The organism is Starkeya nomas (assembly GCF_902703545.1).
Classification (GTDB): Bacteria; Pseudomonadota; Alphaproteobacteria; order Rhizobiales; family Xanthobacteraceae; genus Ancylobacter; species Ancylobacter moscoviensis.
In genome coordinates this window covers 1095894-1117719 of record NZ_CACSAS010000001.1, presented here as the reverse complement: position 1 = coordinate 1117719, position 21826 = coordinate 1095894, and the positions used below count along the sequence as shown (strand labels likewise).

Annotated in this window: 25 protein-coding genes and 4 pseudogenes; 13 read left to right on the top strand and 16 right to left on the bottom strand. The window is 64.7% G+C overall.

The window, feature by feature from the left end:
• Positions 1-45: 45 nt before the first annotated feature.
• From STARVERO_RS05355 to STARVERO_RS05315, 9 genes are read right to left on the bottom strand one after another with little or no spacing between them, the layout of a single operon-like run.
• A complete protein-coding gene (locus STARVERO_RS05355; RefSeq protein ID WP_159598135.1) occupies positions 46-1188 on the bottom strand; it encodes an NAD(P)/FAD-dependent oxidoreductase in 1143 nt (380 codons plus the stop codon).
• Positions 1185-1589: a RidA family protein gene (locus tag STARVERO_RS05350; protein WP_159598134.1), complete on the bottom strand. Its 405-nt coding sequence runs from the start codon at positions 1587-1589 to the stop codon at positions 1185-1187. Before STARVERO_RS05350 ends, STARVERO_RS05355 begins: the two co-directional genes overlap by 4 nt.
• A gap of 2 nt (positions 1590-1591) precedes the next feature.
• Entirely contained in the window at positions 1592-3046 is a 1455-nt protein-coding gene (locus STARVERO_RS05345) for an FAD/NAD(P)-binding protein (RefSeq protein ID WP_159598133.1), read from the bottom strand.
• The gene (locus STARVERO_RS05340) at positions 3046-3366 is read right to left on the bottom strand and encodes a 2Fe-2S iron-sulfur cluster-binding protein (protein ID WP_159598132.1); all 321 of its coding nucleotides are present in this window, start codon (positions 3364-3366) and stop codon (positions 3046-3048) included. Before STARVERO_RS05340 ends, STARVERO_RS05345 begins: the two co-directional genes overlap by 1 nt.
• A 7-nt stretch (positions 3367-3373) precedes the next feature.
• Positions 3374-4201 carry an ABC transporter ATP-binding protein gene (locus STARVERO_RS05335; protein WP_200837691.1) on the bottom strand — a complete coding sequence of 276 codons (828 nt, stop codon included), beginning with the start codon at positions 4199-4201 and terminating at the stop codon, positions 3374-3376.
• Entirely contained in the window at positions 4198-5175 is a 978-nt protein-coding gene (locus STARVERO_RS05330; protein WP_200837689.1) for an ABC transporter permease, read from the bottom strand. Before STARVERO_RS05330 ends, STARVERO_RS05335 begins: the two co-directional genes overlap by 4 nt.
• The gene (locus STARVERO_RS05325; RefSeq protein ID WP_200837687.1) at positions 5172-6422 is read right to left on the bottom strand and encodes an oxamate carbamoyltransferase subunit AllG family protein; all 1251 of its coding nucleotides are present in this window, start codon (positions 6420-6422) and stop codon (positions 5172-5174) included. Before STARVERO_RS05325 ends, STARVERO_RS05330 begins: the two co-directional genes overlap by 4 nt.
• Entirely contained in the window at positions 6419-7675 is a 1257-nt protein-coding gene (locus STARVERO_RS05320; protein ID WP_200837685.1) for an NAD(P)/FAD-dependent oxidoreductase, read from the bottom strand. Before STARVERO_RS05320 ends, STARVERO_RS05325 begins: the two co-directional genes overlap by 4 nt.
• A 59-nt stretch (positions 7676-7734) precedes the next feature.
• Positions 7735-8817 carry an ABC transporter substrate-binding protein gene (locus STARVERO_RS05315; RefSeq protein WP_200837683.1) on the bottom strand — a complete coding sequence of 361 codons (1083 nt, stop codon included), beginning with the start codon at positions 8815-8817 and terminating at the stop codon, positions 7735-7737.
• Positions 8818-9049: 232 nt separating this feature from the next.
• On the opposite strand from STARVERO_RS05315, the gene STARVERO_RS05310 reads away from it, so the two are divergent.
• The 5 genes and pseudogenes from STARVERO_RS05310 to STARVERO_RS05290 all read left to right on the top strand — a co-directional run bounded on the left by STARVERO_RS05310 (position 9050) and on the right by STARVERO_RS05290 (position 11837).
• On the top strand, positions 9050-9655 hold the full coding sequence (locus STARVERO_RS05310) for a TetR/AcrR family transcriptional regulator (RefSeq protein ID WP_159598130.1): 606 nt from the start codon (positions 9050-9052) through the stop codon (positions 9653-9655).
• Positions 9656-9784: 129 nt separating this feature from the next.
• Positions 9785-10188 (top strand): annotated as a pseudogene (locus tag STARVERO_RS05305) (transposase); the annotation flags it as partial.
• Positions 10189-10374: 186 nt separating this feature from the next.
• A complete protein-coding gene (locus tag STARVERO_RS05300) occupies positions 10375-10578 on the top strand; it encodes a YgaP family membrane protein (RefSeq protein WP_159598129.1) in 204 nt (67 codons plus the stop codon).
• Between the two features lie 24 nt (positions 10579-10602).
• Positions 10603-11484 (top strand): MBL fold metallo-hydrolase, encoded by an 882-nt coding sequence (locus STARVERO_RS05295; RefSeq protein WP_159598128.1) that lies wholly within the window; start codon positions 10603-10605, stop codon positions 11482-11484.
• Between the two features lie 20 nt (positions 11485-11504).
• Complete coding sequence (locus tag STARVERO_RS05290) at positions 11505-11837, top strand: ArsR/SmtB family transcription factor (RefSeq protein ID WP_159598127.1); 333 nt, start codon at positions 11505-11507, stop codon at positions 11835-11837.
• 95 nt (positions 11838-11932) lie between these two features.
• On the opposite strand, the pseudogene STARVERO_RS05280 reads toward STARVERO_RS05290, so the two are convergent.
• Positions 11933-12318, bottom strand: a pseudogene (locus STARVERO_RS05280) (transposase); the annotation flags it as partial.
• 38 nt (positions 12319-12356) lie between these two features.
• Positions 12357-12593, bottom strand: a complete 237-nt coding sequence (locus tag STARVERO_RS23815) for a hypothetical protein (protein ID WP_200837945.1) — start codon at positions 12591-12593, stop codon at positions 12357-12359.
• A 45-nt stretch (positions 12594-12638) separates the two neighbouring features.
• Here STARVERO_RS23815 and STARVERO_RS05270 point away from each other — a divergent pair.
• The 6 genes and pseudogenes from STARVERO_RS05270 to STARVERO_RS23660 form a co-directional block, all read left to right on the top strand.
• Positions 12639-12890: pseudogene (locus tag STARVERO_RS05270) on the top strand (hypothetical protein); the annotation flags it as partial.
• A gap of 9 nt (positions 12891-12899) precedes the next feature.
• A complete protein-coding gene (locus STARVERO_RS23475) occupies positions 12900-13568 on the top strand; it encodes a hypothetical protein (protein ID WP_244616606.1) in 669 nt (222 codons plus the stop codon).
• Positions 13569-13610: 42 nt separating this feature from the next.
• Entirely contained in the window at positions 13611-13847 is a 237-nt protein-coding gene (locus tag STARVERO_RS23800; RefSeq protein ID WP_340162842.1) for a hypothetical protein, read from the top strand.
• A 16-nt stretch (positions 13848-13863) separates the two neighbouring features.
• Positions 13864-14292 carry an SAF domain-containing protein gene (locus STARVERO_RS23470; RefSeq protein ID WP_244616605.1) on the top strand — a complete coding sequence of 143 codons (429 nt, stop codon included), beginning with the start codon at positions 13864-13866 and terminating at the stop codon, positions 14290-14292.
• A 193-nt stretch (positions 14293-14485) separates the two neighbouring features.
• A complete protein-coding gene (locus STARVERO_RS05260) occupies positions 14486-14719 on the top strand; it encodes a hypothetical protein (protein ID WP_159598126.1) in 234 nt (77 codons plus the stop codon).
• Positions 14720-14960: 241 nt separating this feature from the next.
• The gene (locus tag STARVERO_RS23660; protein ID WP_280178114.1) at positions 14961-15092 is read left to right on the top strand and encodes a hypothetical protein; all 132 of its coding nucleotides are present in this window, start codon (positions 14961-14963) and stop codon (positions 15090-15092) included.
• A gap of 338 nt (positions 15093-15430) precedes the next feature.
• On the opposite strand, the pseudogene STARVERO_RS05255 reads toward STARVERO_RS23660, so the two are convergent.
• Positions 15431-15943: pseudogene (locus STARVERO_RS05255) on the bottom strand (recombinase family protein); the annotation flags it as partial.
• 58 nt (positions 15944-16001) lie between these two features.
• On the opposite strand from STARVERO_RS05255, the gene STARVERO_RS05250 reads away from it, so the two are divergent.
• Both STARVERO_RS05250 and STARVERO_RS05245 read left to right on the top strand, forming a co-directional pair.
• A complete protein-coding gene (locus tag STARVERO_RS05250; RefSeq protein WP_159598125.1) occupies positions 16002-16631 on the top strand; it encodes a Fic family protein in 630 nt (209 codons plus the stop codon).
• A 209-nt stretch (positions 16632-16840) separates the two neighbouring features.
• A complete protein-coding gene (locus STARVERO_RS05245; RefSeq protein WP_010545765.1) occupies positions 16841-17101 on the top strand; it encodes a helix-turn-helix transcriptional regulator in 261 nt (86 codons plus the stop codon).
• Here STARVERO_RS05245 and STARVERO_RS05240 read toward each other — a convergent pair.
• The 4 genes from STARVERO_RS05240 to STARVERO_RS05225 all read right to left on the bottom strand — a co-directional run bounded on the left by STARVERO_RS05240 (position 17079) and on the right by STARVERO_RS05225 (position 21800).
• Positions 17079-18335: a tyrosine-type recombinase/integrase gene (locus STARVERO_RS05240; protein ID WP_128779096.1), complete on the bottom strand. Its 1257-nt coding sequence runs from the start codon at positions 18333-18335 to the stop codon at positions 17079-17081. The two genes, STARVERO_RS05245 and STARVERO_RS05240, sit on opposite strands and share 23 nt — an antisense overlap.
• A gap of 317 nt (positions 18336-18652) precedes the next feature.
• Complete coding sequence (gene guaA, locus STARVERO_RS05235) at positions 18653-20236, bottom strand: glutamine-hydrolyzing GMP synthase (protein ID WP_144342554.1); 1584 nt, start codon at positions 20234-20236, stop codon at positions 18653-18655.
• A 51-nt stretch (positions 20237-20287) separates the two neighbouring features.
• Complete coding sequence (locus STARVERO_RS05230) at positions 20288-21613, bottom strand: RsmB/NOP family class I SAM-dependent RNA methyltransferase (RefSeq protein ID WP_159598124.1); 1326 nt, start codon at positions 21611-21613, stop codon at positions 20288-20290.
• A gap of 10 nt (positions 21614-21623) precedes the next feature.
• The gene (locus STARVERO_RS05225; RefSeq protein ID WP_422802171.1) at positions 21624-21800 is read right to left on the bottom strand and encodes an MAPEG family protein; all 177 of its coding nucleotides are present in this window, start codon (positions 21798-21800) and stop codon (positions 21624-21626) included.
• Between the last annotated feature and the right edge of the window lie 26 nt (positions 21801-21826).

The following is a 21826-nucleotide window of genomic DNA, read 5'->3' as shown; positions in this document are numbered from 1 at the left end:
TTTGACGCGGAAAACTCCAGCTTCAAATGGTCCAGCTTTCGGGGATCAGATCACTTCTAATATTCGTTTGACCATTATGTAGACGTCTGGCTTATCAAGACATTCAATAGCTTGGATGAGACCTCCATGCTTATGAATGATGGAGACGGCGATATCATTTTCCATGCCCTCGACAGTAGCGTTGTCAGTGCCAATGAGGTTGCCCGCCATCTGGAGCTTGTGGCCGAACTGGTCAGACCAGAACCAGGGCAGTTCTTCCGTTGGCAGCACGTCGCTAGTCAGAACCGCCGCCAGTACGCGGGCCTGCGCCTGGGCGGCACCGATCGATTCATGGCGGATGCGCCGACGATAGCGCCGGCTGGGCACGCTGGCGCAATCACCGATGGCGAAGACATCTGGCACGGATGTCTCGTGGCGATCACTGACGCAGATGCCGTCGGCACAGGCGAGCCCGGCTGCTGCCGCCAGCGCCGTACTCGGCTCTGCGCCGATGCCGACCAGCACATGGTCGCAGCCGATCGCATCGCCTTCGCGGGTCCGCACCTCGCGGACGGCTGTGTCGCCGGCGCATTCGCTCACGCTGCGGCCGAGCAGCAGATTCACGTCATTGGCGCGATGCAAGGCCTCGATGCGGGCGGCGAAGTCGGCTGAGGCGGAGCGTGCCAGAACCCGTTCGGCGCGCTCGATGACGGTCACCTTGCAACCACGCTTCCTGGCGGCGGCGGCGATTTCGAGCCCGACATAGCCGGCCCCGATCACAACGAGGCGTGCGCCCGGCACCAGCACGCGGGAGAGATACGCGGCGTCGGCGGCGTCGCGCAGATAGGAAACTCCCTGAAGCTCGGCGCCGGGCACGGCGAGCCGGCGCGGCCGAGAACCCGTGGCAAGCACCAGCCGGTCATAGGCGAGAGGCTCGCCGGTGCCGAGCCGCACGCTGTGTTCGGCGGGATCGATGGCGTCCACGACGGCATGCCGCAGCGAAATCTCGCCGGCGTAGAAACTCTCCGGCCGCAGCACCGGGGGCCGCGCGCCTTCCTCCGCCAGAACGGCTTTCGACAGAGGGGGGCGATGATAGGGCAGGCGAGGCTCGTCGCTCAGCAGCGTGACAGAGCCGGCAAGACGTCGCCGCCGCAGATTGTCGGCGAGCGCCACGCCGGCATGGCCGGCACCGACGATCACGATCCTCATGGTGCGCGCCGCTCCAGAATGAGGTCGATCTCCACCAGCGCGCCGCGCCCCAGCCTCGCCACGCCGACGGTGGTGCGGGCCGGCATGCGGGCATCGTCGTCGAAATGGCGATGATAGATGGTGTTTAGCCCGGCATAGTTGCGGTCGAAGTCGCTGAGAAAGATGCGGGCGAACACCGTGTCGGCCAGGCTGTAGCCAGCGGCCTCGACGATGAGCACCAGATTGCGGAAGGCGAGCGCGGTCTGCTCCTCGATGGTCGGCGGCAGCGGCGCGTCCGGCTGTTCGGGGTTGATCGGCAATTGCCCCGTCACATAGAGCATGCCCCCGGCCTCCACCGCATGGGAATAGCGGGCGGTGCGCGGCGGCGGAGCGGCGGCGTCGACCTTGATGTAGCGCGCCATGATCAGGCACTCCTCTCGGTTGAGACATAGGGTGTGTGGCCATCCCGCGTGGCACCGAGGTTCCGGGCGAGCGCGCGGGCGACGAGACGGGCATGGGATGCGGCTTCCGGTACGCCGGTCGCCTCGCCGACCACGGCGCGTGCTGCCGGCCCCGCCGCCCATAGGCGGCGAGACGGCGCGCCGGAGACACCGATGACCCGTCCGCTGGGATCGACATCAATGCCGGCGCGCAGATCATCCGGGCGCGCCACGCCATGCTCCAGGGCGTGGGACAGCAGCGGATTGGTCGAGCGGGCGATGTCGCCATCGGGGCCGGTGCAGTTGATCACCGCATCGGCGGGCAGGTGCTGGCGTGCACCGCCGCGCCTCGTCCAGTCCACCGAGAAATGATCCGCCTGCCGGCCGATGGCATAGATGCGGCCGGCGGAAATGGTGAGCCAGCCCTCGCGCCGGCCGCGCGCCATCAGCTCGGACACCTGCGGGGCCATGCGAAAGCGGTGAACATCCCAGAAAGGCCGAAGCCGATGCGCGATCTTGCGCCGCTCGGCCACCGGCAGGGTGCTCCAGTAGCCGGAGAGGTGACGGCGCAGGGAATCCACCACGATGTGCCAGCTGCGGCCCTGCGCCTCGACCGCACTGATACGGGCGCGCACCAGACGGAGTAGGCCCAGGGCAGTTGCTGGCGGCGCGACTCCGGCGAACAGGTCGAAGCCGGAATCGAATTCGCCGTGCGGGCGCGGGGTCTGTGCCCGCCGCGAAATGGCGTGGATCGGGCCTGTATGTCCGGTGGCGCGCAACGACACCACGACATCACAGGCGGTGAGGCCCGTGCCGATCAGCACCACGCGGGCCTGCTTCGGGATCGCCTTGATCGCCGTCCAGCTCCACGGATCGCGGATGAGATGGTCGAGGGTCTGCGCGCCCTCCGTCAGCGGCCAGAGAAAGCGCGGCGAGCCATAGGTTGCGGCGAGGATCACCTGGTCGTATCGGATGGACCGGTCATCGTCGCAGCGGACCTCCCAGCCATCCTTCACCGGCTCCAGCGCGCGTGCGCCGGCTCGCCGGTGCCGGATGGTCGATCCCGAAGGATTGGCGGCATGGGTCCGGGTGACGAGGTCCGCGGCATAGGCGCCGAAATCGCGGCGCCGGGAATAATGGTCGCCATTGGCGGCGAGACCGAACGGATCGGCGTCCCATGCTCCGCTTGCCTTGAGCCAGCGAGTGAAGTCGTCGGGCGCATCGGGAAACACCGTCATCCGGTCGCTCGGCACGTTGATGCGGTGCTCGGGCTCGCAGGAGCCATAGGCGAGTCCCGCCCCGAGCGTCGCGCGCGGCTCGATGATGTCGATCGCCAACGGAACCGGCGCCGCGCGTGCGAGCTCGATGGCGCAGACCGCGCCGGTGAATCCGCCGCCGACAATGGCGATGCGAATGCCTTCGGAGAGCTGCGCGTCCATCAGTACTGGCTTTCCGGCAGGAGGACGTTCAGGCCCTCATGGGCCGGTGAGAGCACGATCTGGCAGCCGAGGCGGCTGTTCGGCGCGAGATCGTCGCGCCCGCTGAGCAGGGCGCGCTCGATGGACGAGGCCGGACCCAGCCGCTCCATCCAGTCTCGGGGAATGAAGACGTGGCAGGTGGCGCAACTGCAGCCGCCGCCGCAATCGCCCAATATTCCGGGCACGCCATGGTCGACCGCGGTCTGCATGACACTGGTGCCGTCGAGGGCGTCCACGGTGAAGCATTCGCCGTCGTGGGCGGTGAAGGTGATCGTGGGCATGCGGGTCTCAATCGGTCGGAAGGGTGATGAAGCGGGAGAGTGCGGCCAGCTCGGCGGGGCTGAACTCGCCGCGGGCCACTTCCGCCTCCAGATGGGTTTCAAGGCGCCGCGCGACGGCCCGCAGAGCGGGGTCGGAGGCATCGCGCGGGCGCGGCGTGTCGAGGTCGATGACCCCGGAGACCGAGCCCGGCGAGCCGGAGACCAGCACCACGCGGTCGGCAAGCGCGAGTGCCTCGCCAAGATCGTGGGTGACCATCAGCACCGTCGCGCCGGAATCCTGCCAGGTGGTCAGCAGGTAGGCCTGCATCATCTTGCGGGTCTGGTGGTCCAATGCGGCGAAGGGCTCGTCGAGCAGCAGCAGGCGCGGCTTGAGCGCAAAGGCGCGCACCAGTGCCACACGTTGTTTCATGCCGCCGGAAAGCTCGGCGGGAACCTTGCCCGCATAGGCGGCAAGGCCGACCTTGGCGAGCAGGCGCCCGGCTTCCTCGCGCGCCGCCCGCCAGCGCAGGCCGGTGTTGCGCAGCGCGAAGGCGACATTGTCGAGCGCTGTCATCCAGGGAAACAGATTGTAGTTCTGGAACAGCAGCGCCGCGCCGGGCGTCGGGCCATCGGTTTCCCGGCCGTGCACGAAGACATAGCCCTCGCTCGGCCCGTCGAGGCCGGCGGCCATGTTGAGGAGCGTGCTCTTGCCACAGCCGCTGGGACCGACCAGCACGGTGAAGCTGCCCTGCGGTACCTTGAGCGAGATGCCGGCAACCGCCGAACGACCCTGGAAAACCTTGGAGACGCCGTCGAACTGAATGGCCGGAACATTGGGAGGAAGGGTTGCCATCATCGCCGCTCCCACCACAGCAGCCGCTGCTGGATCAGCAGCAGCAGCCGGTCCATCGCGAAGCCGATGACGCCGATGGTCATGATGCCGACCATGACCAGTTTCATGTTGTACATCTGCTGGCCCATGATGATCAGATAGCCGAGACCCGAATTGATGCCGGCCATTTCGCCGGCCAGCACCGCCATCCAAGCGCCAAAGAAGCTCAGCCGCGTCATGGTGAGAATGGCGGGCAACGCGCCGGGAAACAGCACGCTGCGCCAGATGCGCAGGCGAGGCGTGCCGAGGTTCTCCGCAACCTTCACATACTCTTTCGGCACCGCCTCGAAGGCGGAGACGGCGGAAACCGTCATCGAGCCGAAGATCGCCATGAACACCACGAAGATCGCCGCCGGCGCGCCGATGCCGACAATGGCGATGGCGAACGGCACCCAGGCCACCGGCGAGACCGGGGCTATGGTCTGCACGATGGGCAAGGCGAGGCGGCGCAGCGGGGCGAATTCGACGATGAAGGCGGCAAGCAGCAGCGAACCTGTGAGGCCCGCGCCGAGGCCGATGGCGATGCGCGACAAGGTGATGACCACCGATTCGAACAGGCCGGTGCGCTGGACGCCGAAGCCGACCGAGGCGGCCCCGCTGAACAGGTAAGGCAAGGTCTCGCTCGGCGGCGGCAGTATGCGTGGATTGAGAAAGCCCTGCGCGGCGCCGATTTCCCAGAACGCGATGATGAGGCCCCAGGCGAACAGGAAGGAGCCGCCCGCCGACAGTCGGGAAAGGAAGGAGCGATACAGGTTGCGGTCCGCATTTCCAGATGTTGCGGGAGGTGTCGTCGGCATGCCCTCCGATCCGGTATCGGCCGGCAGGACGGCGCCCGACGCAGGGGAAACAAGGGTCTCGGGCTTCACGGCTTCCGTTGGCGCCGCTCCCGTTTTTCCGCCGGTGCCGGAAGCTGGAGCGGCCAGCTTGAGCATGGTCATGCCGGCGCTCCCTTCCGCATCGTGCCGAGCCGGGCAACGGCTTTGGTGAAGCACTCCAGCGGGGCGTGAGCTACGCCGACGCCGATCCAGCCGGCAGCACCGTCGCGATGGGCTATGCTGGTATGGATGCGCAGGCCCTCGCCGCCAAGGGCAACCCGTCGTGCATCGAGACCGAGCCCGACGCCCTTCGTGCCGGCCAGCGCGGGCGCAATAACTGGATTACGTGCGGCGAAGCAGAAGCGCATCCGCTCGCCGCCCGCCCGCGCTTCGCTCCAGGGCCGCTGCATGGTTTCGGCGATCTGCGGCGAGACATGCGCGATGCAGCCGCCGAGGCCATAGGCTTCCATGATGGCGCTGTCGCCGAGGTCGGCATGGGCATCGGCGAGGACGAAGGGTGGGAAAAAGCCGCCCCTCGGCAGATCGGCGGGGGCCTTGAACCATTCCTCGCCGGTTCCCGCCAGTTGGATGCCACAGCTCAGGCCGTTGCGGCTGATCGCCGTCACAATGCAGGAGCCCGCGACGTCGCGGGCGCGGTCGAGACTGAGCTTGGCGGCTGCCATCGCGTAGTTCAGGAAGTGCTGGGGATGGTCCGCGAGCCAGCGGCGCACCGTTCCCGGAAGGTCCGGCAGTGCAGCGAGGAAGCTGAGCATGCCGCCAATATTGCGCTGGTGGACGTCGTCGCCGAGCTCCACGCCGCGCGCCACAACCGGCATCACTTTCAGGCCGCCGGGAGGCAGGGCGGCGGCAATCGCCTCCGCCACTTCGCCCTCGACGTGACGCAGCCCATCGGCGACGGCGTCATTGTAATAGCCGAAGCGCAGTACATGGCGTCCCTTCTCCGCAAGCGTGGCGAAGGTGCAGGCACCGCTCGCGCGGTCCTCGATGCGGAACAGGCGCTGGCTCGGGCGTACCACGCCGGACATTGGCGAAACCGTGCCGAGCGCGTGATTGGAGCGCAGCCGGATCTCGCCGCCAAGCACCATGGCACGGCCGGCTTCCATGTCGCCCGCCCAGCCCTCATGCATGGCGGCTCCGGCCAGTGCGTTCAGCACGACGACCGGTGGCGTCTCGCCCGGTACGAAGGGCGGGCCGGCATGGCCGAGCTCGCCATCCGACAGGCCGAGGGCGTCACGCGCCGTCACCAGTTCGCGGATCACCGGCTCGCAGGACAGGATTCGCTCGACCGCGACGGCATCGGCTCCGGAGACGGCGTCGGTCATCGCGGCGTTCTTCACCATCTCGCTCATGCCGACGCCGCCGCGTCGAGGGGAGTGGCCTCATAGGGCGCGAGAACGGCTTCGATGGAGGCGCCTGCAACGGTGTCCATTCCCTCGATGAAGGGAATGACGTCGACCCAGGGCCGGGAGGTGCGCGCCCAGACGTCGACCATGCGGCGGGCGAGGCCTGCATCCTGGATGAGTATATCCATGGTGCGGCGCATGCCCTCATTGCCGGGCGGCTCAGCCAGATGCTTGGAGAAGGCGTAGAATTCGCGGCTCTCACGGTCGCGCCAGTGCGGATAGCGGGTCATCCAGTCGCCCGCGATCAGGCCATCGGCAAGCACACGCGAGGATTCGAAGGCATCCCAGATGCCCTGTGCGCCGGCCGGGTGCTTGAAGTGCGCGGCATCGCCGATCAGTGCCCAGCCGGGGCCGGTATGCTGGCGATAATAGCCCTCCAGCCGTGTGGTGCCGAGCACGCGGCTCACCTTGGTCGCACCTTCGAGGCGCGCCCGTAGTGCCGGGATGGACTGGATCTTCTGCAGATAAAATTCTTCGAGGTTGCGGATACCCGCGCGTTCGGCGATCGGGCCGTTCATGGTAATGACGTGGTGATCGTCATCGGCAGGGAAATGCGCGCAGACCCAGGGCGCCTCGAAGAAGAAATCCTGCGTGTTCCGGCCTTTCGCTCCGGTCCAGTAGGCGAAGTACAGCATGGTTTCAGTCGGCATCACCCTGGTGCGCTTGGCACCGACGAGGCTTGCGACGGTGGAGCTGACGCCGTCCGCTCCAACCACCACCGTGCCGAGGATGGTAATCGGGCCGCCCGGTGTGGTTGCCATTACTCCGCGCACCGGATCCGCCATTGTTCCGGCTCCGACGAGGCTGTCGACCTGCGTGTTTTCGAACACGGTGGCGCCTGCCGCGCGGGCCTGATCGAGCAGGATGGCGTCGAGCGTGATCCGTCGCACGCAGATCGCCCAGTCACGACCTTCGATCGGCTGATGGGGCGCGACGAACATCCGCCCCTCATGGTGCCAGGCCGTGTAGAGCGGCGGCGGGCGATGCGCCATCACCCGATCGAGCACGCCGAACGCGTCGAGCCGGGCGATGGTGTTGGGATAGATCACATGGGTCGACATGGTGTCGGAGGGAAAGCTTGCGCGATCGATGAGAGCCACGCGCCATCCGGCGCGGGCGAGCAGCAGGGCAAGCGAGGCGCCGGCGGCGCGCGCACCGACAATGACCGCATCGAAGGCGAGACCGTTCGCAGGTGTCACGGTAGACATCTCCGTCTGATGGGAAAGGGCCCCGGAGCGCACGGCTCCGGGGAACGGCTTCACGCCGCGGTGGGCTGAAGGGAGAGGTCGAGCACCTGATCGGCGAAGTGGTCTTTGAAATAGCCGAGTTCGATCAGGTACTTCATGCCGCCGCGAATGCCGGAGGCCCCGGCGTCGCCGATCACCGGATTGGGCGACTGGCGCTTGAGTGCGATGGCAAGCACGTCGCGCGGTGCGCCATAGATCGGCTGGAGATCGTCGAGCGCGGTCTCGAAGTCGCCGTAGAACTGCTTGGCAGCGGCTTTCAGCACACCCATGTAGCGGGTAAGCAGTTCGCCCTTTGCTCCGATGGTGCCGCTCAGCGTGTTGATCACGCAGTCGGGCGCCTCGGGCCCCCAGACATCGTTGGAATTGGCGAGATAGACGCCATTGGCCTGCTTCACCACGCTCTCGGCATAGGGCTGGGCGAGGGTGCACACATCCACCGCGCCGCTCGCCAACGCCTCGCCCATCCCGACCATGCTGGGGAAGAAGGTCATGGCATAGTCGCTATAGGACTTGCCGTTCTGGGCCATGGTGCCGTAGCCGACCAGTTCCAGCGTATCGAGCTTGAGCGTGCCGACCTTGAGGCCCTTGCCGGCCGCCGCCACGAACTCGTTGACGTTCTTCACCGAGCCTTCGCGCGCGACCAGCTCGATGCCGGCGAGGCCGGAGCCGCCGATGATCCGCAGATCCTTGGTGCCCTCGCCATAAGCCGCCATGGTGGTGGTCCACGGGTTGTGCATCACGTCGATGGCACCGGCGACCAGCGCCTGGAGATTGTCGGCCGGGCCGTTGAACTGTGTCATCTCCACCGTGAGGCCGGCCTCTGCGAACATGTCGCGTTTCTTGGCCAGCAGGAGGTGGGACACGCAGCCTGCCGGCAGATGGCCGACCTTGAGCACTGCCCCGCCCGCCTGGGCTTCCGCCGCCGTCGTGCTGGCGATCATCGCCGCACCGGTGGCACTCACCGCGAGGGCGGCGCAGCCGCAGGCGAGAAAGCCGCGACGGGACAGTCCGGACGAGCGTGGTACCGCGCCGCCCGCCTCGCGCTCATCGCAGCAGTCCGAACCGTCGATATGCCAGTGACGAAACCCCATCATCTTCACTGCTCCCTGTTCTGGCCCTGCGGACCGTTGAGTAGACCGATCGGTCTTCTGCAAGGTGCGTGCCAGTAGGAGACCGACTGGTCTACATCGTTTTCCAGCGCTGTGGGCCGCCGAAAAAGGCGGCGGATGCTCATGTTTCGGGCGCCAAATGACCGGGGACGGCGCAAAATCTACCGTAGGCGCCTGGCGCGAAACCCTGATATTCTGAAGCAAGGGGGCTACACGCGTGCTCGATCAGTCACGTCACACTTCGCCGGAAGCCAAGCTGCTGAGCGCGGCACGACGTCTGTTCTGCAACGAGGGCATTCATGCCACCGGCGTGGCGCGCATCATCAAGGAAGCTGGCGTTGCGCGCAAAACGCTCTATGACCGCTACGGCTCCAAGGACAATCTGCTGCGCGCGGTATTCGCCGCCGAAGCCGACATGTGGTTCCACTGGTTCGACCACGACATTCCGAGCCGGGGCAAGGAGCCGCTCGCGCGTATCCTGTCCCTGTTCGATCTGCTAGAGCACTGGTTCGCCAGCAGCGAGTTCTTCGGCTGCGTCTTCATCAATGCGGTTGCCGAGCACGAGAAGCGCAATGGCTGGATCCGCGACATAGCGGTGGCGCATCGCGACAGCATCAATGCGCGCCTGCGCGAGCTGGCCGTGGCGGCCGGTGCGCGGGACCCCGACGAACTGACGGAAAAGATGGGCCTGGTGGTCGACGGCGCTATCGTGAACGCCATGGTGACCGGCGATCCGCGCATCGCGGCAATAGCGAAGGCCGCGACGGGAGATATTCTCGCCCGGGCGCTCGGGTTTGATGCGCGGCGAAATGACTGTGAATAAGTGCCTTGGCCGACGTTCAGCAGGTCCGCTTCCAAGTAAGGGAGAGGTGGCTTCGGGAATCTGAACAGGTCCGTTAAATGGTGTTTCCGCCTGTGAGCGGCCAAGATGGCTTGGCGAACAGGAGAGAAGATGTCGAGACGACCGCGCCGGAACCACACCCCGGCCTTCAAAGCTAAAGTGGCGCTTGCTGTCATCAAGGGCGAGAAGACGCTCGCCGAACTGGCTCAACAGTACGACGTCCATGCGAACCAAATCACGACGTGGAAGTCGCAGCTCCTTGAGGGAGCTGCCGGCGTATTCGGTGCGGAGACGCGCCCCGATCCCGGCCAACCTGCGATCGACCTGAAGGCTATCCACGCGAAGATTGGCGAGTTGACGCTGGCCAACGATTTTTTAGCCGGAGCGCTTGTGAAGGCAGGCCTTCCGAGCGCAAAGCGATGATCGACCTCGCACATGAGCTGCCGATCTCGAAACAAGCGAAGGCTCTTGGGATCAGCCGAGGCAGCATCTACTACGTGCCGAAGCCGGTGGCGTCCTGCAGATCGCATCGCGGAAGCTGACGCCCTGGGCAGGGCGTGCTTGAGGCCGAAATACGCGCCCAAAGCTGAAATGAAATACTATGTATTTATACATTTCATAAAAATGATTGCGTAAATTTACAATTAATTTATCCCTGAGACGACAGGAACGCACCTGCCGTCCTCCTCGGGATAACTGACATGACCCGCAATCTTGGAACCACCGACCGCCTGCTCCGCGTGATCATCGGCCTCGCGCTGCTTTCGCTCCTTGTCCTGCTGGAGGGCAATCTGCGCTGGCTGGGCCTTGTCGGCCTCGTGCCGCTGCTCACCGCGGCTATCGGCAATTGCCCGCTCTATTCCATCGTGGGCATCAATACGTGCCCCTTCAAGGCAGGCCGCTAGGCCGGCTCCGGCGGACATCCCATCATGACCCAGAAGCCTGAAGTGACCGGGTTCTTCGATCCCCGCACCTGGTCGGTGCAGTATGTCGTCGCCGACCCAGTGACGAAGCGCTGCGTCATTGTCGATCCGGTCTATGATTTCGACGAGAAGTCCGGCCAGACTGCCAGCCACAATGCCGACCGCCTGCTCGAATTCGTACGCGAGCGTGGCTACGAGGTGGAATGGATCCTCGACACCCATCCCCATGCCGACCATTTCTCGGCGGCGCATTACCTGAAACGGAAAACCGGCGCGCCGACCGCCATCGGCGAGCGTGTCAAAGATGTCCAGGCGCTGTGGAAGAGCTTCTACAACTGGCCGGACTTTCCCGCCGACGGATCGCAATGGGACCGGCTCTTCGCCCATGGCGACACGTTCAGGGTCGGCGACATCGACGCGCGGGTGATGTTTTCGCCCGGCCACACGCTCGCCTCCATCACCTATGTGATTGGAGATGCCGCCTTCGTGCACGACACGCTGTTCATGCCCGACAGCGGCACGGCGCGGGCCGATTTTCCCGGCGGCAGCGCGAAGGTGTTGTGGACGTCGATCCAGGACATTCTGTCATTGCCGGACGAGACCCGTATCTTCACCGGGCATGACTACCAGCCGGGTGGGCGGGCTCCCCTGTGGGAGTCGACGGTTGCCGAGCAGAAGGCGCAGAACATCCATATGGCCCATTATCGGACCGAGGATGATTTCGTCGCCATCCGCGAGGCGCGCGACCGCACTTTGGCGATGCCGAAGCTGATCCTGCAATCCTTGCAGATCAACACCAATGGAGGGCGGCTGCCCGAACCTGAATCGAACGGGGTCCGCAATCTCAAGATCCCGCTCGATCTGCTGAACGGCGCCGCGTGGGACTGATGCCACACGGGACGGAAACGATGCTCGACACGCTCTCCGGCGAAGTTGCCGAGATGAAGGCGCGGGTGACCGAGGCCACCGCCTTCCTCAAGAAGCTGGCCAATCCCGACCGCCTGATGGTTGCCTGCGCGCTGGTCGACGGCGAACGCTCGGTGCGTGAGCTGGAAGAGCTGCTGGGCATTCGCCAGCCCGGCCTGTCGCAGCAGATCGGCGAGTTGCGCGAGGCTGGCCTCATCGTCGGGCGCAAGGAAGGCAAGCAGGTGTTCTACAAACTCGCCGATCCGCGCGTGGAGACCTTCATCACCACCATGCACGCGCTGTTCTGCGCGCCGCAGGAGGAAAAGCCGACATGACCAGTTTCACGCCCGTCGCCTCGTTCATGGGCGGCATGCTGATCGGCCTGTCCGCCGTGCTCATGCTGCTGCTGGAAGGACGGATCGCCGGCATCAGCGGCATACCTCATTCTTCGTCGCCCCCATCCGCGATCATGCTTTTTTTGAGCAGACGGTTCTCGAGGGTCAGATCGGCCACGCATTCCTTCAGGGCGCGGGCTTCGCGGCGCAGCTCTTGGACCTCGCTGGTGGTTGCTGCACGGGTGGTGTCGCCCGCCAGGCGGCGTTTGCCTGCTTCCATGAATTCCTTCGACCAGGTGTAGAACAGGCTCTGGGCGATGCCTTCCTTGCGGCACAGCTCGGCAATGCTGTCATCGCCGCGCAGGCCGTCCAGCACGATCCTGATCTTGTCCTCCGACGAAAAGTGCCGGCGCGTGGCCCGGCGAATGTCTTTCACCACCTGCTCAGCAGGTTTCTTGGTGTTCGAGGATTTGGTAGGCATCTTGGTTCCTTCGTCACGCGACGAGACCAAAACACTCCTTAAATCTCAACCTCAAATCTGGGCCATAGGTCCTGACGCCGGACAATCTCGGCGAGAGCATTGTCGTAAGAGTCGCCCACACGGCCGACAGAGGGCTCGATACCGGCCTCGGCGAGGGCGAGCTCGAAGGCATGGGCGCGGAACAACTCTCCGTTCGCGATCGCCTCCTTGATGAGCGGGGCCGCCGAGCCCCCGGCGCCCGGCGTCGTGAAGTGGATGCCATTGTCGGCCAGCACGGTGTGGATCCTGTAGGGCACCGTTTCGATCAGCCGCTGGAGGAAGTCGCCGGCCGTGCGCTGTTTGGCTTCGCGATGAGTTATCCGCTGGCACCATTGGTCCTGGCGATGGTGCTCGGGCACAAGGCGGAGGACGCCTTCCATCAGTCGATGGTGCTCTCCGACGGCTCGCTGGACATCTTCTTCTCCAACACGCTGGTCACGTCGATCATGCTCGTGGCGATCGGCATGTTGATCGTGCCCCGTCTCGTGCAGGTGGGCCTGCGCCTGTGCTCCAACAAGAACATTGCCAACTGAGGACGTATCATGAACCATCTGCGTTATTTCGCGGCCCGCAGGGATCGGCGGGTTGAGTGCGCAATCGTCGGCACAGGCGGGTTCGGGCGCAGCTTCCTGGTCCAGGCTCACCATGTTCAGGGCCTTGGTTGCCGCGTCGCCGTCGACCGCGATTCCTCCATCGCCACCGCCGTGCTGCGCTCGACCGGCATCGACGGCGCCAACATCGTTGAGTGTGCCGATGCGGATGCCGCGCGGACCGCATGGGATGCCGGCAAGGCGATCGCGGCGGGTGATCTCGCCGTGGTGCTGGGTCTGCCCTTCGAGGTGGTGCTTGAATCGACCGGTAATCCTGAAGCTGGCGCACGCCATGCGCGCATCGCTATCGAGGCAGACAAGCACGTAGTGATGGTCACCAAGGAAACCGACAGTGTCGTCGGTCCGGTCCTGGCGCGAATGGCGGCCGCACGCGGGCGCGTTGTGACACCGGTCGACGGCGATCAGCCAAGCCTGCTGATCGGACTGGCCACCTGGGCGCAGGTCATCGGCTTGAAGATCGTCGCGGCCGGCAAGTCCAGCGAGTATGATTTCGTCTTCGACCCCGAAAGTGAGACGATTACCAGCAATGGTCGCACCGTGCCGGTGCCGGGCTTCGGCGCGTGGATCGAGGCGGGTGATCGCCCTTGGGCGCAGGTATGAGAAGCACGCTCCCGACTGGCTTCTGCCTTGCTCCAGCGCGCGGTGCCGGATCTCTGCGAGTTGACACTAGTCGCCAATGCGCTCGGACTCGAGCCAGACCGTGCGGACTTCCATGCGCCCATCGCCAGGATCACGGAAATCGCTGACATCATGGCCTTGAAGAGCGAGGGCGGTCTGCTGGCGGGCCATGGTCGGCTCGATGTGTTCAACTGCCTTCGCCTGCCGGGCGAGCCGAGTTTTGCCGGGGGGGGGGGTATTCGTCACCGTGGTCTGCGATGACGATGAAACCTGGAAAATGCTGGCGGAGAAGGGGCATGTCGTCGCTCGCAATGGTCGGACCGCGATGCTTGGCCTTCCGCGCCACCTTCTGGGGCTGGAAGCGGCGACGACGGTGTTCGAAGCCGCGTTGCTGGGCGTCTCTTCCGGTGCCGACGTGCCGCGCCCGGTTGCCGATCTGACCGGCCAGGCTGACGCAGACCTGCCTGCCGGCACCTTGCTCCTGGCCCAGGGACATCATCACACGATCACCAATGTCTCCGCCCGCATGACACCGCCCGCGGGGCTCAACGATGAGGCGCCCATCCCCTATTACCTCGTCTCGGGGCGCAAGTTGAAGCGGGACGTACGGGCTGGACAGCCGATCCTGTGTGGTGACGTCGATCTGGACACGCAATGCGAGCTCTACCTGCTTCGCAAGGCGCAGGACGCGGTGACCGGCTGGTAAGACAGCCCGGCCTCGATGCAAGACGGTTTATGTGAAGGCCATCCAGGCTGTGGCGCCGGTCGTGTTACGGCGACCGGCGCCGCTGAAATGCCTCCCGCCGACCGGAAACACTCGTCGATCGAGGATCGGGCGCTCCTGTTGAAATCACACAGCGCGCTTGCTTCCACGATGCTTGAACTGGGAATTACGAGACATGAATGATGTTGGTTTCTATATCGAGAATGGTTGCAGGCTCTCCCATGGCCGCTCATCCAATATCAAGCAGCCCTTCTCCTTCGTCGACCTGACAATGAACGAGTTGTCCATTCCACGGGTGATGGTACGCCGGTCTTTGGTGGACAGTTCGGCTTTATTCCGTTCACCACCGATTATCGGCTCCCCCGGCACATCCATGCTGCTGATCTGGAAAACGGCGAGAAGAAGCTGATTTCGGAACGCATTCTGGTGTTGAACGGCGTGGGGCTCACAGAACTTGGCGGTCAGATTTATGTCATGCCTCCCGGATCGCTCATCGATATTGCACCCGGTATTCCCCACACTTGGACCGCCTGCCCGGCAGGGGTTCTGCTGCCTGATGGAACCGTGTCCAGCGGCAGCTTCACAATGGTCTACATTACGAGGAAAATACGCGTTTCTATCCCACCCGGAAGACGGAAACGATTTCCGGGATGGACGAATATGAGGCGTTCGAGGGGCAGCTTGAGGAAATCATGTTTCCCAAATTGACCGCAACCGAGGTCGTCGCCGAAGCTAAATTGCTATGGAATGGCGATCTCGCGACGCCGTTGACAACGGGATAGTTGTCCCGATTTTCCGTCATTGCCTTCTCGGCAATCACGCTTAGAGCATTTTCGAGCGAAGTGGATTCCGCTCCGTGTGAAGAAAATTGACCTGAGACCCTAATCTCCTCCGGTCTATGGTAGAGTCCTGGGTTTCGTTTGTGGCCTCATGCGGCCTGTTTTTCCAGCGTGGATTTCATTGCGAACTCGACCGGCGCCATGTTGCCGAGTGCCCACCGGTCTCCTGCTCCTTCAGTAGTCCGATAATCTGCTCTTCCGTGAACCGCGATGGTCGCATCGTCCGTCTCCGTAATCGACGGACTCTACCCAAATCTGGAGGAAGTTCAGGGTCTCAGGTCACTGTATTCGCCGGCCATCGCGCGCTTGACGCCTTTGACGATGGTGGAGATCGGGCTGCCATCGTTGTCGAATTGCTCGGCGCAATACTCCACGGCGATGCCGGCGCGTCGGCAGATATATTCGTAATAGGCGCTCTCGTCGGCATCCTGAAAACGGCCCCAACGGCTGACGTCATAGACGAGCACCAATGTGAAATCCGTATTCCCGGACTGCACGTCCTCGATGAGCTGCCTGAGCGCATCGCGCCCCTCAATCTTCAGGCCGCTCTTTCCCGCGTCCGCATAGGTCCGGACGATCTCTATCCCACGAGCTTCGGCATATTGCTTGATCGCGTCGGATTGGTTTTCGGTCGAATATTTTTGATGGTCCGTCGACATGCGGACGTATTCGGCAGCCCGAAGAGGACGTTCAGGCTGCCCGGACCGATCGTCGTCGTGAGGTCTCCGGCTCGTCACATCACGCCCTCCTGAAATCGACTGCGGCGGTCCGGGCGACCTACCGCCGCAGCGCATGACGGGCCTCAGCCGTCACTCCGCACTGAAACCAGTGTAACTGCGGAGAAAACGGAAGATGTTGCCGAAAAAGGGCAGGAAATTACCCCTATGGACAGGCGTCCTCGCGGGGCGAGAAATCTACGCGCAGACCGTCGCGGAGCTGCTGCGCAAGGAGCATGGCGACAGCCATCGCGCGATCAAGCAGCTCATGCGCCAGACCGAGGCGAGTGAGAGGACCGTCAAGCATTGGCTCTCAGGGCAACACGGGCCGGATACGGTCTATTTCCTCCGTCTCGTGGTTTCGTCGCCGGTCATCAGGGCCTTCGTTCTCGGCCTGATCGAAGGACCTGCGGCAACCCCGCTGACAGATCCGGTGGATCGCATTTCGCTCGCAAGAGCCCGGGAAGCCTATGTGGCCGGCGAAGCCGCTGGCGGAAGGCCAGCAACAGGCGCGCAACTTAATGACCCTGATCGTGTCCCTGAACGCGACCCTATAAATGTCCCTGATTGGGCGGAACTCAACGAGCGACAACGCTGGTTCCTGGACCGAGTCGCGGACGGCCGGTGCGGCGCCAACGAGATCGTGGCGGCCTGGACGGTGAGCCTGAAAACCGCGCGCCGGGACATCGCCATCCTCAAAGCAGCGGACCTCATCAGCTATATCGGATCGCGGCGGAAGGGACGGTATCGTAGGACGCCAGGATAGCAGGAGCCGCATTCAGGGACGGTTGCTGGACGACTGCCAGGAAGAGATACTGTCGCCGTGCTCCTCGGGCTTGTCCGATTTGCGCGCCACAGCACGACGCGCTGCTACGCCCGAATATTCGAGCTTCCATTCAGCATCATCTATCGCCTTCTATCCGCTTAGAGAGGCGACCGAAGGAATTTGGCATGAGGCAGCAAGTCGAGCCCACCATGAAGCGCACCATCCGGCGGCATCAACTCCGGGAAATGGTCCCTCTCGCCGACACCACGATCTATGACATGGAACAGCGCGGCGAATTTCCCCAGCGCTTCTATCTCACGTCCCGCTGCGTGGTCTGGGATCTAACCGAGGTCGAAGCCTGGTTGGAAGAACGGCGCCGAGCTTCACGCGCCAAGGCGGTGAAGCGTGCGCCCATTCCGGACGTCCAGCTCCGCAAGACCCGCCCCATCAAACATCCGGCTCGGGCGTAAGCAGGTCCATCGTCGGCGGATAGAGGGTCGGCGTGTATTTTTGGCCGGCAACCCAGGCGTCCACCAGGTTGGACCATTCCTGCATCATATGCCGGCGCTGATGCTCGTATTCCGCCTTGTTGTAGATGCCCCGTGAGGATCGCCCGTCCTCATGCGCCAGACACTTCTCGATCCAGTCGCTGTTGAAGCCCAACTCGTTCAACAGGGTCGAGCCGGTGCGCCGGAGATCGTGAACCGTAAAGGACTCCAGCGGCAGCCCTTCCTTCTTGGCTCGCTCCACCACTGCCGTCGTGATCCGGTTGAACGTCGCCCGCGACATGGGCGCGTCGGCGTCGTAGCGCGACGGCAGGACGTATTTGGAATTGCCGGCGCAGGTCTTGAGAGCGATGAAGATGTCGAGCATCTGCTGAGACAGATAGACGTTGTGCGCTTTCGAGCGCTTCATCCGCTCCTTGGGAATCGACCAGACGGCGTTCTCAAAATCGACCTCATCCCAAACCGCGTCCTGCAATTCGCTCTTTCGTACCATCGACAGCAGGATCAGCTTTATCCCGAGCCGGATCGTCGGCAGCGTCGCCACATGCTCGATCTGGCTGAGCATGATGCGGATCTCCGCCGGAGACAGGGATCGGTCCTTCGGCACGAAGGTCGCGATCGACGCCGGGCCAACTTCGTCGGCCGGGTTAGCGACCTTCTCGCCATGCAGAATGGCGAAGGCAAAGACCAGCTTCACGATGTCCCTGACGTGGACCGCCGTTGCCGGAGCTCCACGCTCCTTCACCTTCGCACACAGCCCGCGCAGATCCTCCGGCAGGATCTCCGGCAGCAGCCGGTTGCGAAACGCCGGAAGAATGTCGCGCTCGAAGATTGATCGACGCATGGCGCGCGTGCTGTCCGCCATTCGCGCTTCCTGAAGCCAGCGCTCACCGAACTGGCCAAAGCTCTTCGCCTCCTGGAGGCGACGCTTCTCGCGCTGCTTTTCCTGCGCCGGCGAGCGGCCCTCCGAAATGGCGCGTCGAGCATCGACCACCTTCTCACGCGCCCGAGCCAGGGAGAGCCCAGCGGGACCGTAGCGCCCCAGCGTCAACGTCTCCCGGCGGCCGTTCAGTCGGTAGTCCAGGCGGAAGACGATCGCGCCCGAGGGCTGGACCACGACATACATACCGTCACGGTCCACGATCTTGTATAATTTCTCTTTCGGTTTCAGGGCCTTAATGGCGGCGTCGGTCAACATCCACACCCTCCAGATTGGTCAAAATATGCCGGAGAGCGCCCAATTATACCGTCAGGCCAAAACCGGCCCTTCTGATTGGTATTTTCCATGCGTTTACAGAGCATTACGTCAAAAAATATACCGTCAGAAGCTCTCTTAGCCCTGACGGTATATGCGATTTTCGGATGAGACAAGATGCGCCATACCGTCAGCCATACCGTCATTCCGGAGGCTAACCCAGCGATAGATGCCGAAAGATTCCGAGATATTTATTTATATATTTCAGTCACTTATGTCGCATCATGGCGTATTTTTGGATAGGCCCGGATGGGCAAAAATCATTCCCACTCGATGGTCCCCGGGGGCTTGCTTGTCACGTCGTAGACCACGCGGTTGACGCCCTTCACCTCGTTGACGATGCGCGTCGCGACGCGGCCGAGGAAGGCCATGTCGAAGGGGTAGAAGTCCGCCGTCATGCCGTCGACCGAGGTCACGGCACGCAGGCCGACCACGTAGTCATAGGTGCGGTAGTCGCCCATCACGCCCACGGTCTTCACCGGGAGGATCACCGCGAAGGCCTGCCAGATCTCGTCATAGAGCCCGTGGCGGCGGATTTCTTCGAGGTAGATCTCATCGGCGAGGCGCAATATGTCGAGCTTCTCGCGGGTGATCTCGCCGGGGCAGCGGATCGCCAGGCCGGGGCCGGGGAAGGGATGACGGCCGACGAAGATCTCCGGCAGGCCGAGCTCGCGGCCGAGCGCGCGCACCTCGTCCTTGAAGAGCTCGCGTAGCGGCTCGACGAGCTTCATGTTCATGCGCTCGGGCAGCCCGCCGACATTGTGGTGGCTCTTGATCGTCACCGACGGGCCGCCGGTGAAGCTGACGCTCTCGATCACGTCCGGATAGAGCGTGCCCTGGGCGAGGAAGGCGGCGCCGCCGATCTTCCTCGCCTCCTCCTCGAACACGTCGATGAAGAGCTTGCCGATGGTCTTGCGCTTCACTTCCGGATCGGTGACGCCTTCCAGCGCGCCGAGGAACATCTCGGAAGCGTCCACATGGACCAGCGGGATGTTGTAGGCGTCGCGGAAGAGCGTCACTACCTTCTCCGCCTCGCCGAGGCGCAGCAGGCCGTGATCGACGAAGACGCAGGTGAGCTGGTCGCCGATCGCCTCGTGGATCAGCACGGCGGCGACGGAGGAATCCACGCCGCCCGACAGGCCGCAAATGACCTTTTCGCTGCCCACCTGCTCGCGGATGCGGCGGATGGATTCCTCGCGATAGGCCTTCATGCCCCAGTCGCCGCGCGCGCCGGAAATCCTGCGCACGAAATTGCGGATCAGCGCGGCGCCGTGCGGGGTGTGCACCACCTCGGGGTGGAACATGGTGGTGTAGATGCGCCGCTTCTCGTTCACCGCGATGGCGAAGGGCGCGTTCTCGGAGGTGGCGACCACCTCGAAGCCCTCCGGCAGCCGTGTCACGCGGTCGCCGTGGCTCATCCACACCGGATAGCGCCCGCCGATCTCCCACACGCCGTCGTAAAGCGCGCTCGGCTTGTTCACCGTCACTTCGGCGCGGCCGAATTCGGCGGCGTGGCCGCCCTCGACCTCGCCGCCGAGCTGCAGGGCCGCCGTCTGCTGCCCGTAGCAGATGGCGAAGATCGGCACGCCGGCGTCGAACGCCTCCTGCGGCGCGCGCGGGCTGTTCTCGTCCTTCACCGAGGCCGGGCCGCCGGAGAAGATGATCCCCACCGGCTTCAGCCGGCGCACCGCTTCCGCCGCGCTCTGGAACGGCACGATCTCCGAATAGACCCCCTCCTCGCGCACGCGGCGGGCGATGAGCTGCGTGACCTGCGAGCCGAAGTCGATGATGAGGATCGTGTCGTGATGGGCGGGAGCGTCGGTGGCGGAAAGGGTATCGGTCATGTGCGGCTCTATGATCTGGCGGCGGCGGGATCGGTTCGGTTCATACCCGGCTCAGGCGTCGCGCACCATCAGGCTGACGAAGAATCCATCGGTGGAGGTGCGGCGCGGCGACAGCAGGAGGCCCTCGGGCCGGTCGAGCGCGGCTTCCCGCAGCGCCATGCCCCGCTCGCCGAGCGACAGCACGGCTTCGGCCGGAGGAACGACGCGGAAGCCCGGATGACGCTCCAGGAAGGCGCGGACCTGCCCGACATTCTCCTCGTCGAGCAGCGAGCAGGTGACATAGGCGAGACGCCCGCCGGGCTTCACGAAGCACACGGCGGCGTCGAGGATTTCCGCCTGCTCCTTCACCCGCTCGACCAGCGCACCCGGGCGCATGCGCCATTTGGCATCCGGGTTGCGGCGCCAGGTGCCGGTGCCGGTGCAGGGGGCGTCGACCAGCACGAGGTCCATGCGGCCGGTGAGATCCTCCAGCACGTCCTCGCGGCCGGGACCACGCCCCCTGGGCGAACGCACCTGAACATTGTGCGCGCCCGCACGCTGGACGCGCTCGTGGATCGGCGCGAGGCGGCGCAGGTCGTCGTCATAGGCGTAGAGCTGGCCGGCGCCGTCCATCAGCGCGGCGAGTTCGAGCGTCTTGCCACCGCCGCCCGCGCACAGGTCCAGCACCTGTCCACCGCGCGGCGGGGCGGCGAGGATGGCGGCGATCTGCGAGCCCTCGTCCTGTATCTCGACCAGCCCCTTGAGATAGGCCGGCTCGGCGGTCAGCGGCGGCGCCTTGCCGTCGGCCTCCAGCGCGATGCGCAGCGCCAGCGGCGACCAGTTGCCCGCCCCCGGATGGAGATGGGCGAGCTGGCGCGCGGCCTTGTCGACGCCGCCTTTCAGCGTGTTGACGCGCAGGTCCAGCGGCGCGCGCTCGGCCAGCGCCGCCCCCTCCTCCGCCCGCGCCTCACCGAACACCGCGGCCAGCGGCGCGTCGAGCCATTCGGGATAGTCGCCACGCACATGGGCGGGCGCGTCATCGAGCGACGCGGCGGCAAGACGCGCCCTCTCATCCGCGTTCAGCGGCTCGGGGGCGAAGCGTGCACCGTCGCACAGGGCGGCGATGGCCTCGACGTCGAGGCCGCGAGCCAGCCGCAGCGTGCCGAGCAGCAGGGCGCGCGGGCTCTCCTCACCTACGCGCTCGCCCATGATCCAGGCGGCGGAAGCCCGGCGGCGAAGCGCGTCATAGACCAGCGAGGACAGCGCCGCCCGATCGCCGGAACCGGCGAAGCGATGGCTGCGCCCCCAGTCCTTCAGCACATCGGCGGCCGGACGGCGTTCGGCAAGAAGGGTGCCGATAACCTCGATGGCGGCGGAAAGCCTGGCAGCCGGCGTCATTTCTTCTCCGTCAAGGCAGCGCCGGCGCGAACAAGATCGCCAGTGCGAAAATCACCCACATGATGAGCAGCACGATCGCCCCGGTGGCGAAGGCGGCGAAGCGCCACGCCACGTCATTGACCGTCACGTGAACCAGCGCGTGGGCGGCGCGGCTCAGCACGAACAGCCAGGAGAGCAGGACGAACAGCCCGTCCGCCTGCCCCGGGTCACGGG

Coding starts and splice junctions, on each gene's coding strand:
- STARVERO_RS05230 (WP_159598124.1), bottom strand. CDS start 21,613: ATGACGCCGGCTGCCAGGCTTTCCGCCGCCATCGAGGTTATCGGCACC.
- guaA (WP_144342554.1), bottom strand. CDS start 20,236: ATGACCGATACCCTTTCCGCCACCGACGCTCCCGCCCATCACGACACG.
- STARVERO_RS05260 (WP_159598126.1), top strand. CDS start 14,486: ATGAATGATGTTGGTTTCTATATCGAGAATGGTTGCAGGCTCTCCCAT.
- STARVERO_RS05350 (WP_159598134.1), bottom strand. CDS start 1,589: ATGGCGCGCTACATCAAGGTCGACGCCGCCGCTCCGCCGCCGCGCACC.
- STARVERO_RS23470 (WP_244616605.1), top strand. CDS start 13,864: ATGCTGGCGGAGAAGGGGCATGTCGTCGCTCGCAATGGTCGGACCGCG.
- STARVERO_RS23475 (WP_244616606.1), top strand. CDS start 12,900: ATGAACCATCTGCGTTATTTCGCGGCCCGCAGGGATCGGCGGGTTGAG.
- STARVERO_RS05290 (WP_159598127.1), top strand. CDS start 11,505: ATGCTCGACACGCTCTCCGGCGAAGTTGCCGAGATGAAGGCGCGGGTG.
- STARVERO_RS05335 (WP_200837691.1), bottom strand. CDS start 4,201: ATGATGGCAACCCTTCCTCCCAATGTTCCGGCCATTCAGTTCGACGGC.
- STARVERO_RS05345 (WP_159598133.1), bottom strand. CDS start 3,046: ATGGACGCGCAGCTCTCCGAAGGCATTCGCATCGCCATTGTCGGCGGC.
- STARVERO_RS05315 (WP_200837683.1), bottom strand. CDS start 8,817: ATGATGGGGTTTCGTCACTGGCATATCGACGGTTCGGACTGCTGCGAT.
- STARVERO_RS05330 (WP_200837689.1), bottom strand. CDS start 5,175: ATGACCATGCTCAAGCTGGCCGCTCCAGCTTCCGGCACCGGCGGAAAA.
- STARVERO_RS05240 (WP_128779096.1), bottom strand. CDS start 18,335: ATGTTGACCGACGCCGCCATTAAGGCCCTGAAACCGAAAGAGAAATTA.
- STARVERO_RS05245 (WP_010545765.1), top strand. CDS start 16,841: ATGAAGCGCACCATCCGGCGGCATCAACTCCGGGAAATGGTCCCTCTC.
- STARVERO_RS05250 (WP_159598125.1), top strand. CDS start 16,002: ATGTTGCCGAAAAAGGGCAGGAAATTACCCCTATGGACAGGCGTCCTC.
- STARVERO_RS05355 (WP_159598135.1), bottom strand. CDS start 1,188: ATGAGGATCGTGATCGTCGGTGCCGGCCATGCCGGCGTGGCGCTCGCC.
- STARVERO_RS23660 (WP_280178114.1), top strand. CDS start 14,961: ATGGACGAATATGAGGCGTTCGAGGGGCAGCTTGAGGAAATCATGTTT.
- STARVERO_RS05325 (WP_200837687.1), bottom strand. CDS start 6,422: ATGAGCGAGATGGTGAAGAACGCCGCGATGACCGACGCCGTCTCCGGA.
- STARVERO_RS05295 (WP_159598128.1), top strand. CDS start 10,603: ATGACCCAGAAGCCTGAAGTGACCGGGTTCTTCGATCCCCGCACCTGG.
- STARVERO_RS05340 (WP_159598132.1), bottom strand. CDS start 3,366: ATGCCCACGATCACCTTCACCGCCCACGACGGCGAATGCTTCACCGTG.
- STARVERO_RS05300 (WP_159598129.1), top strand. CDS start 10,375: ATGACCCGCAATCTTGGAACCACCGACCGCCTGCTCCGCGTGATCATC.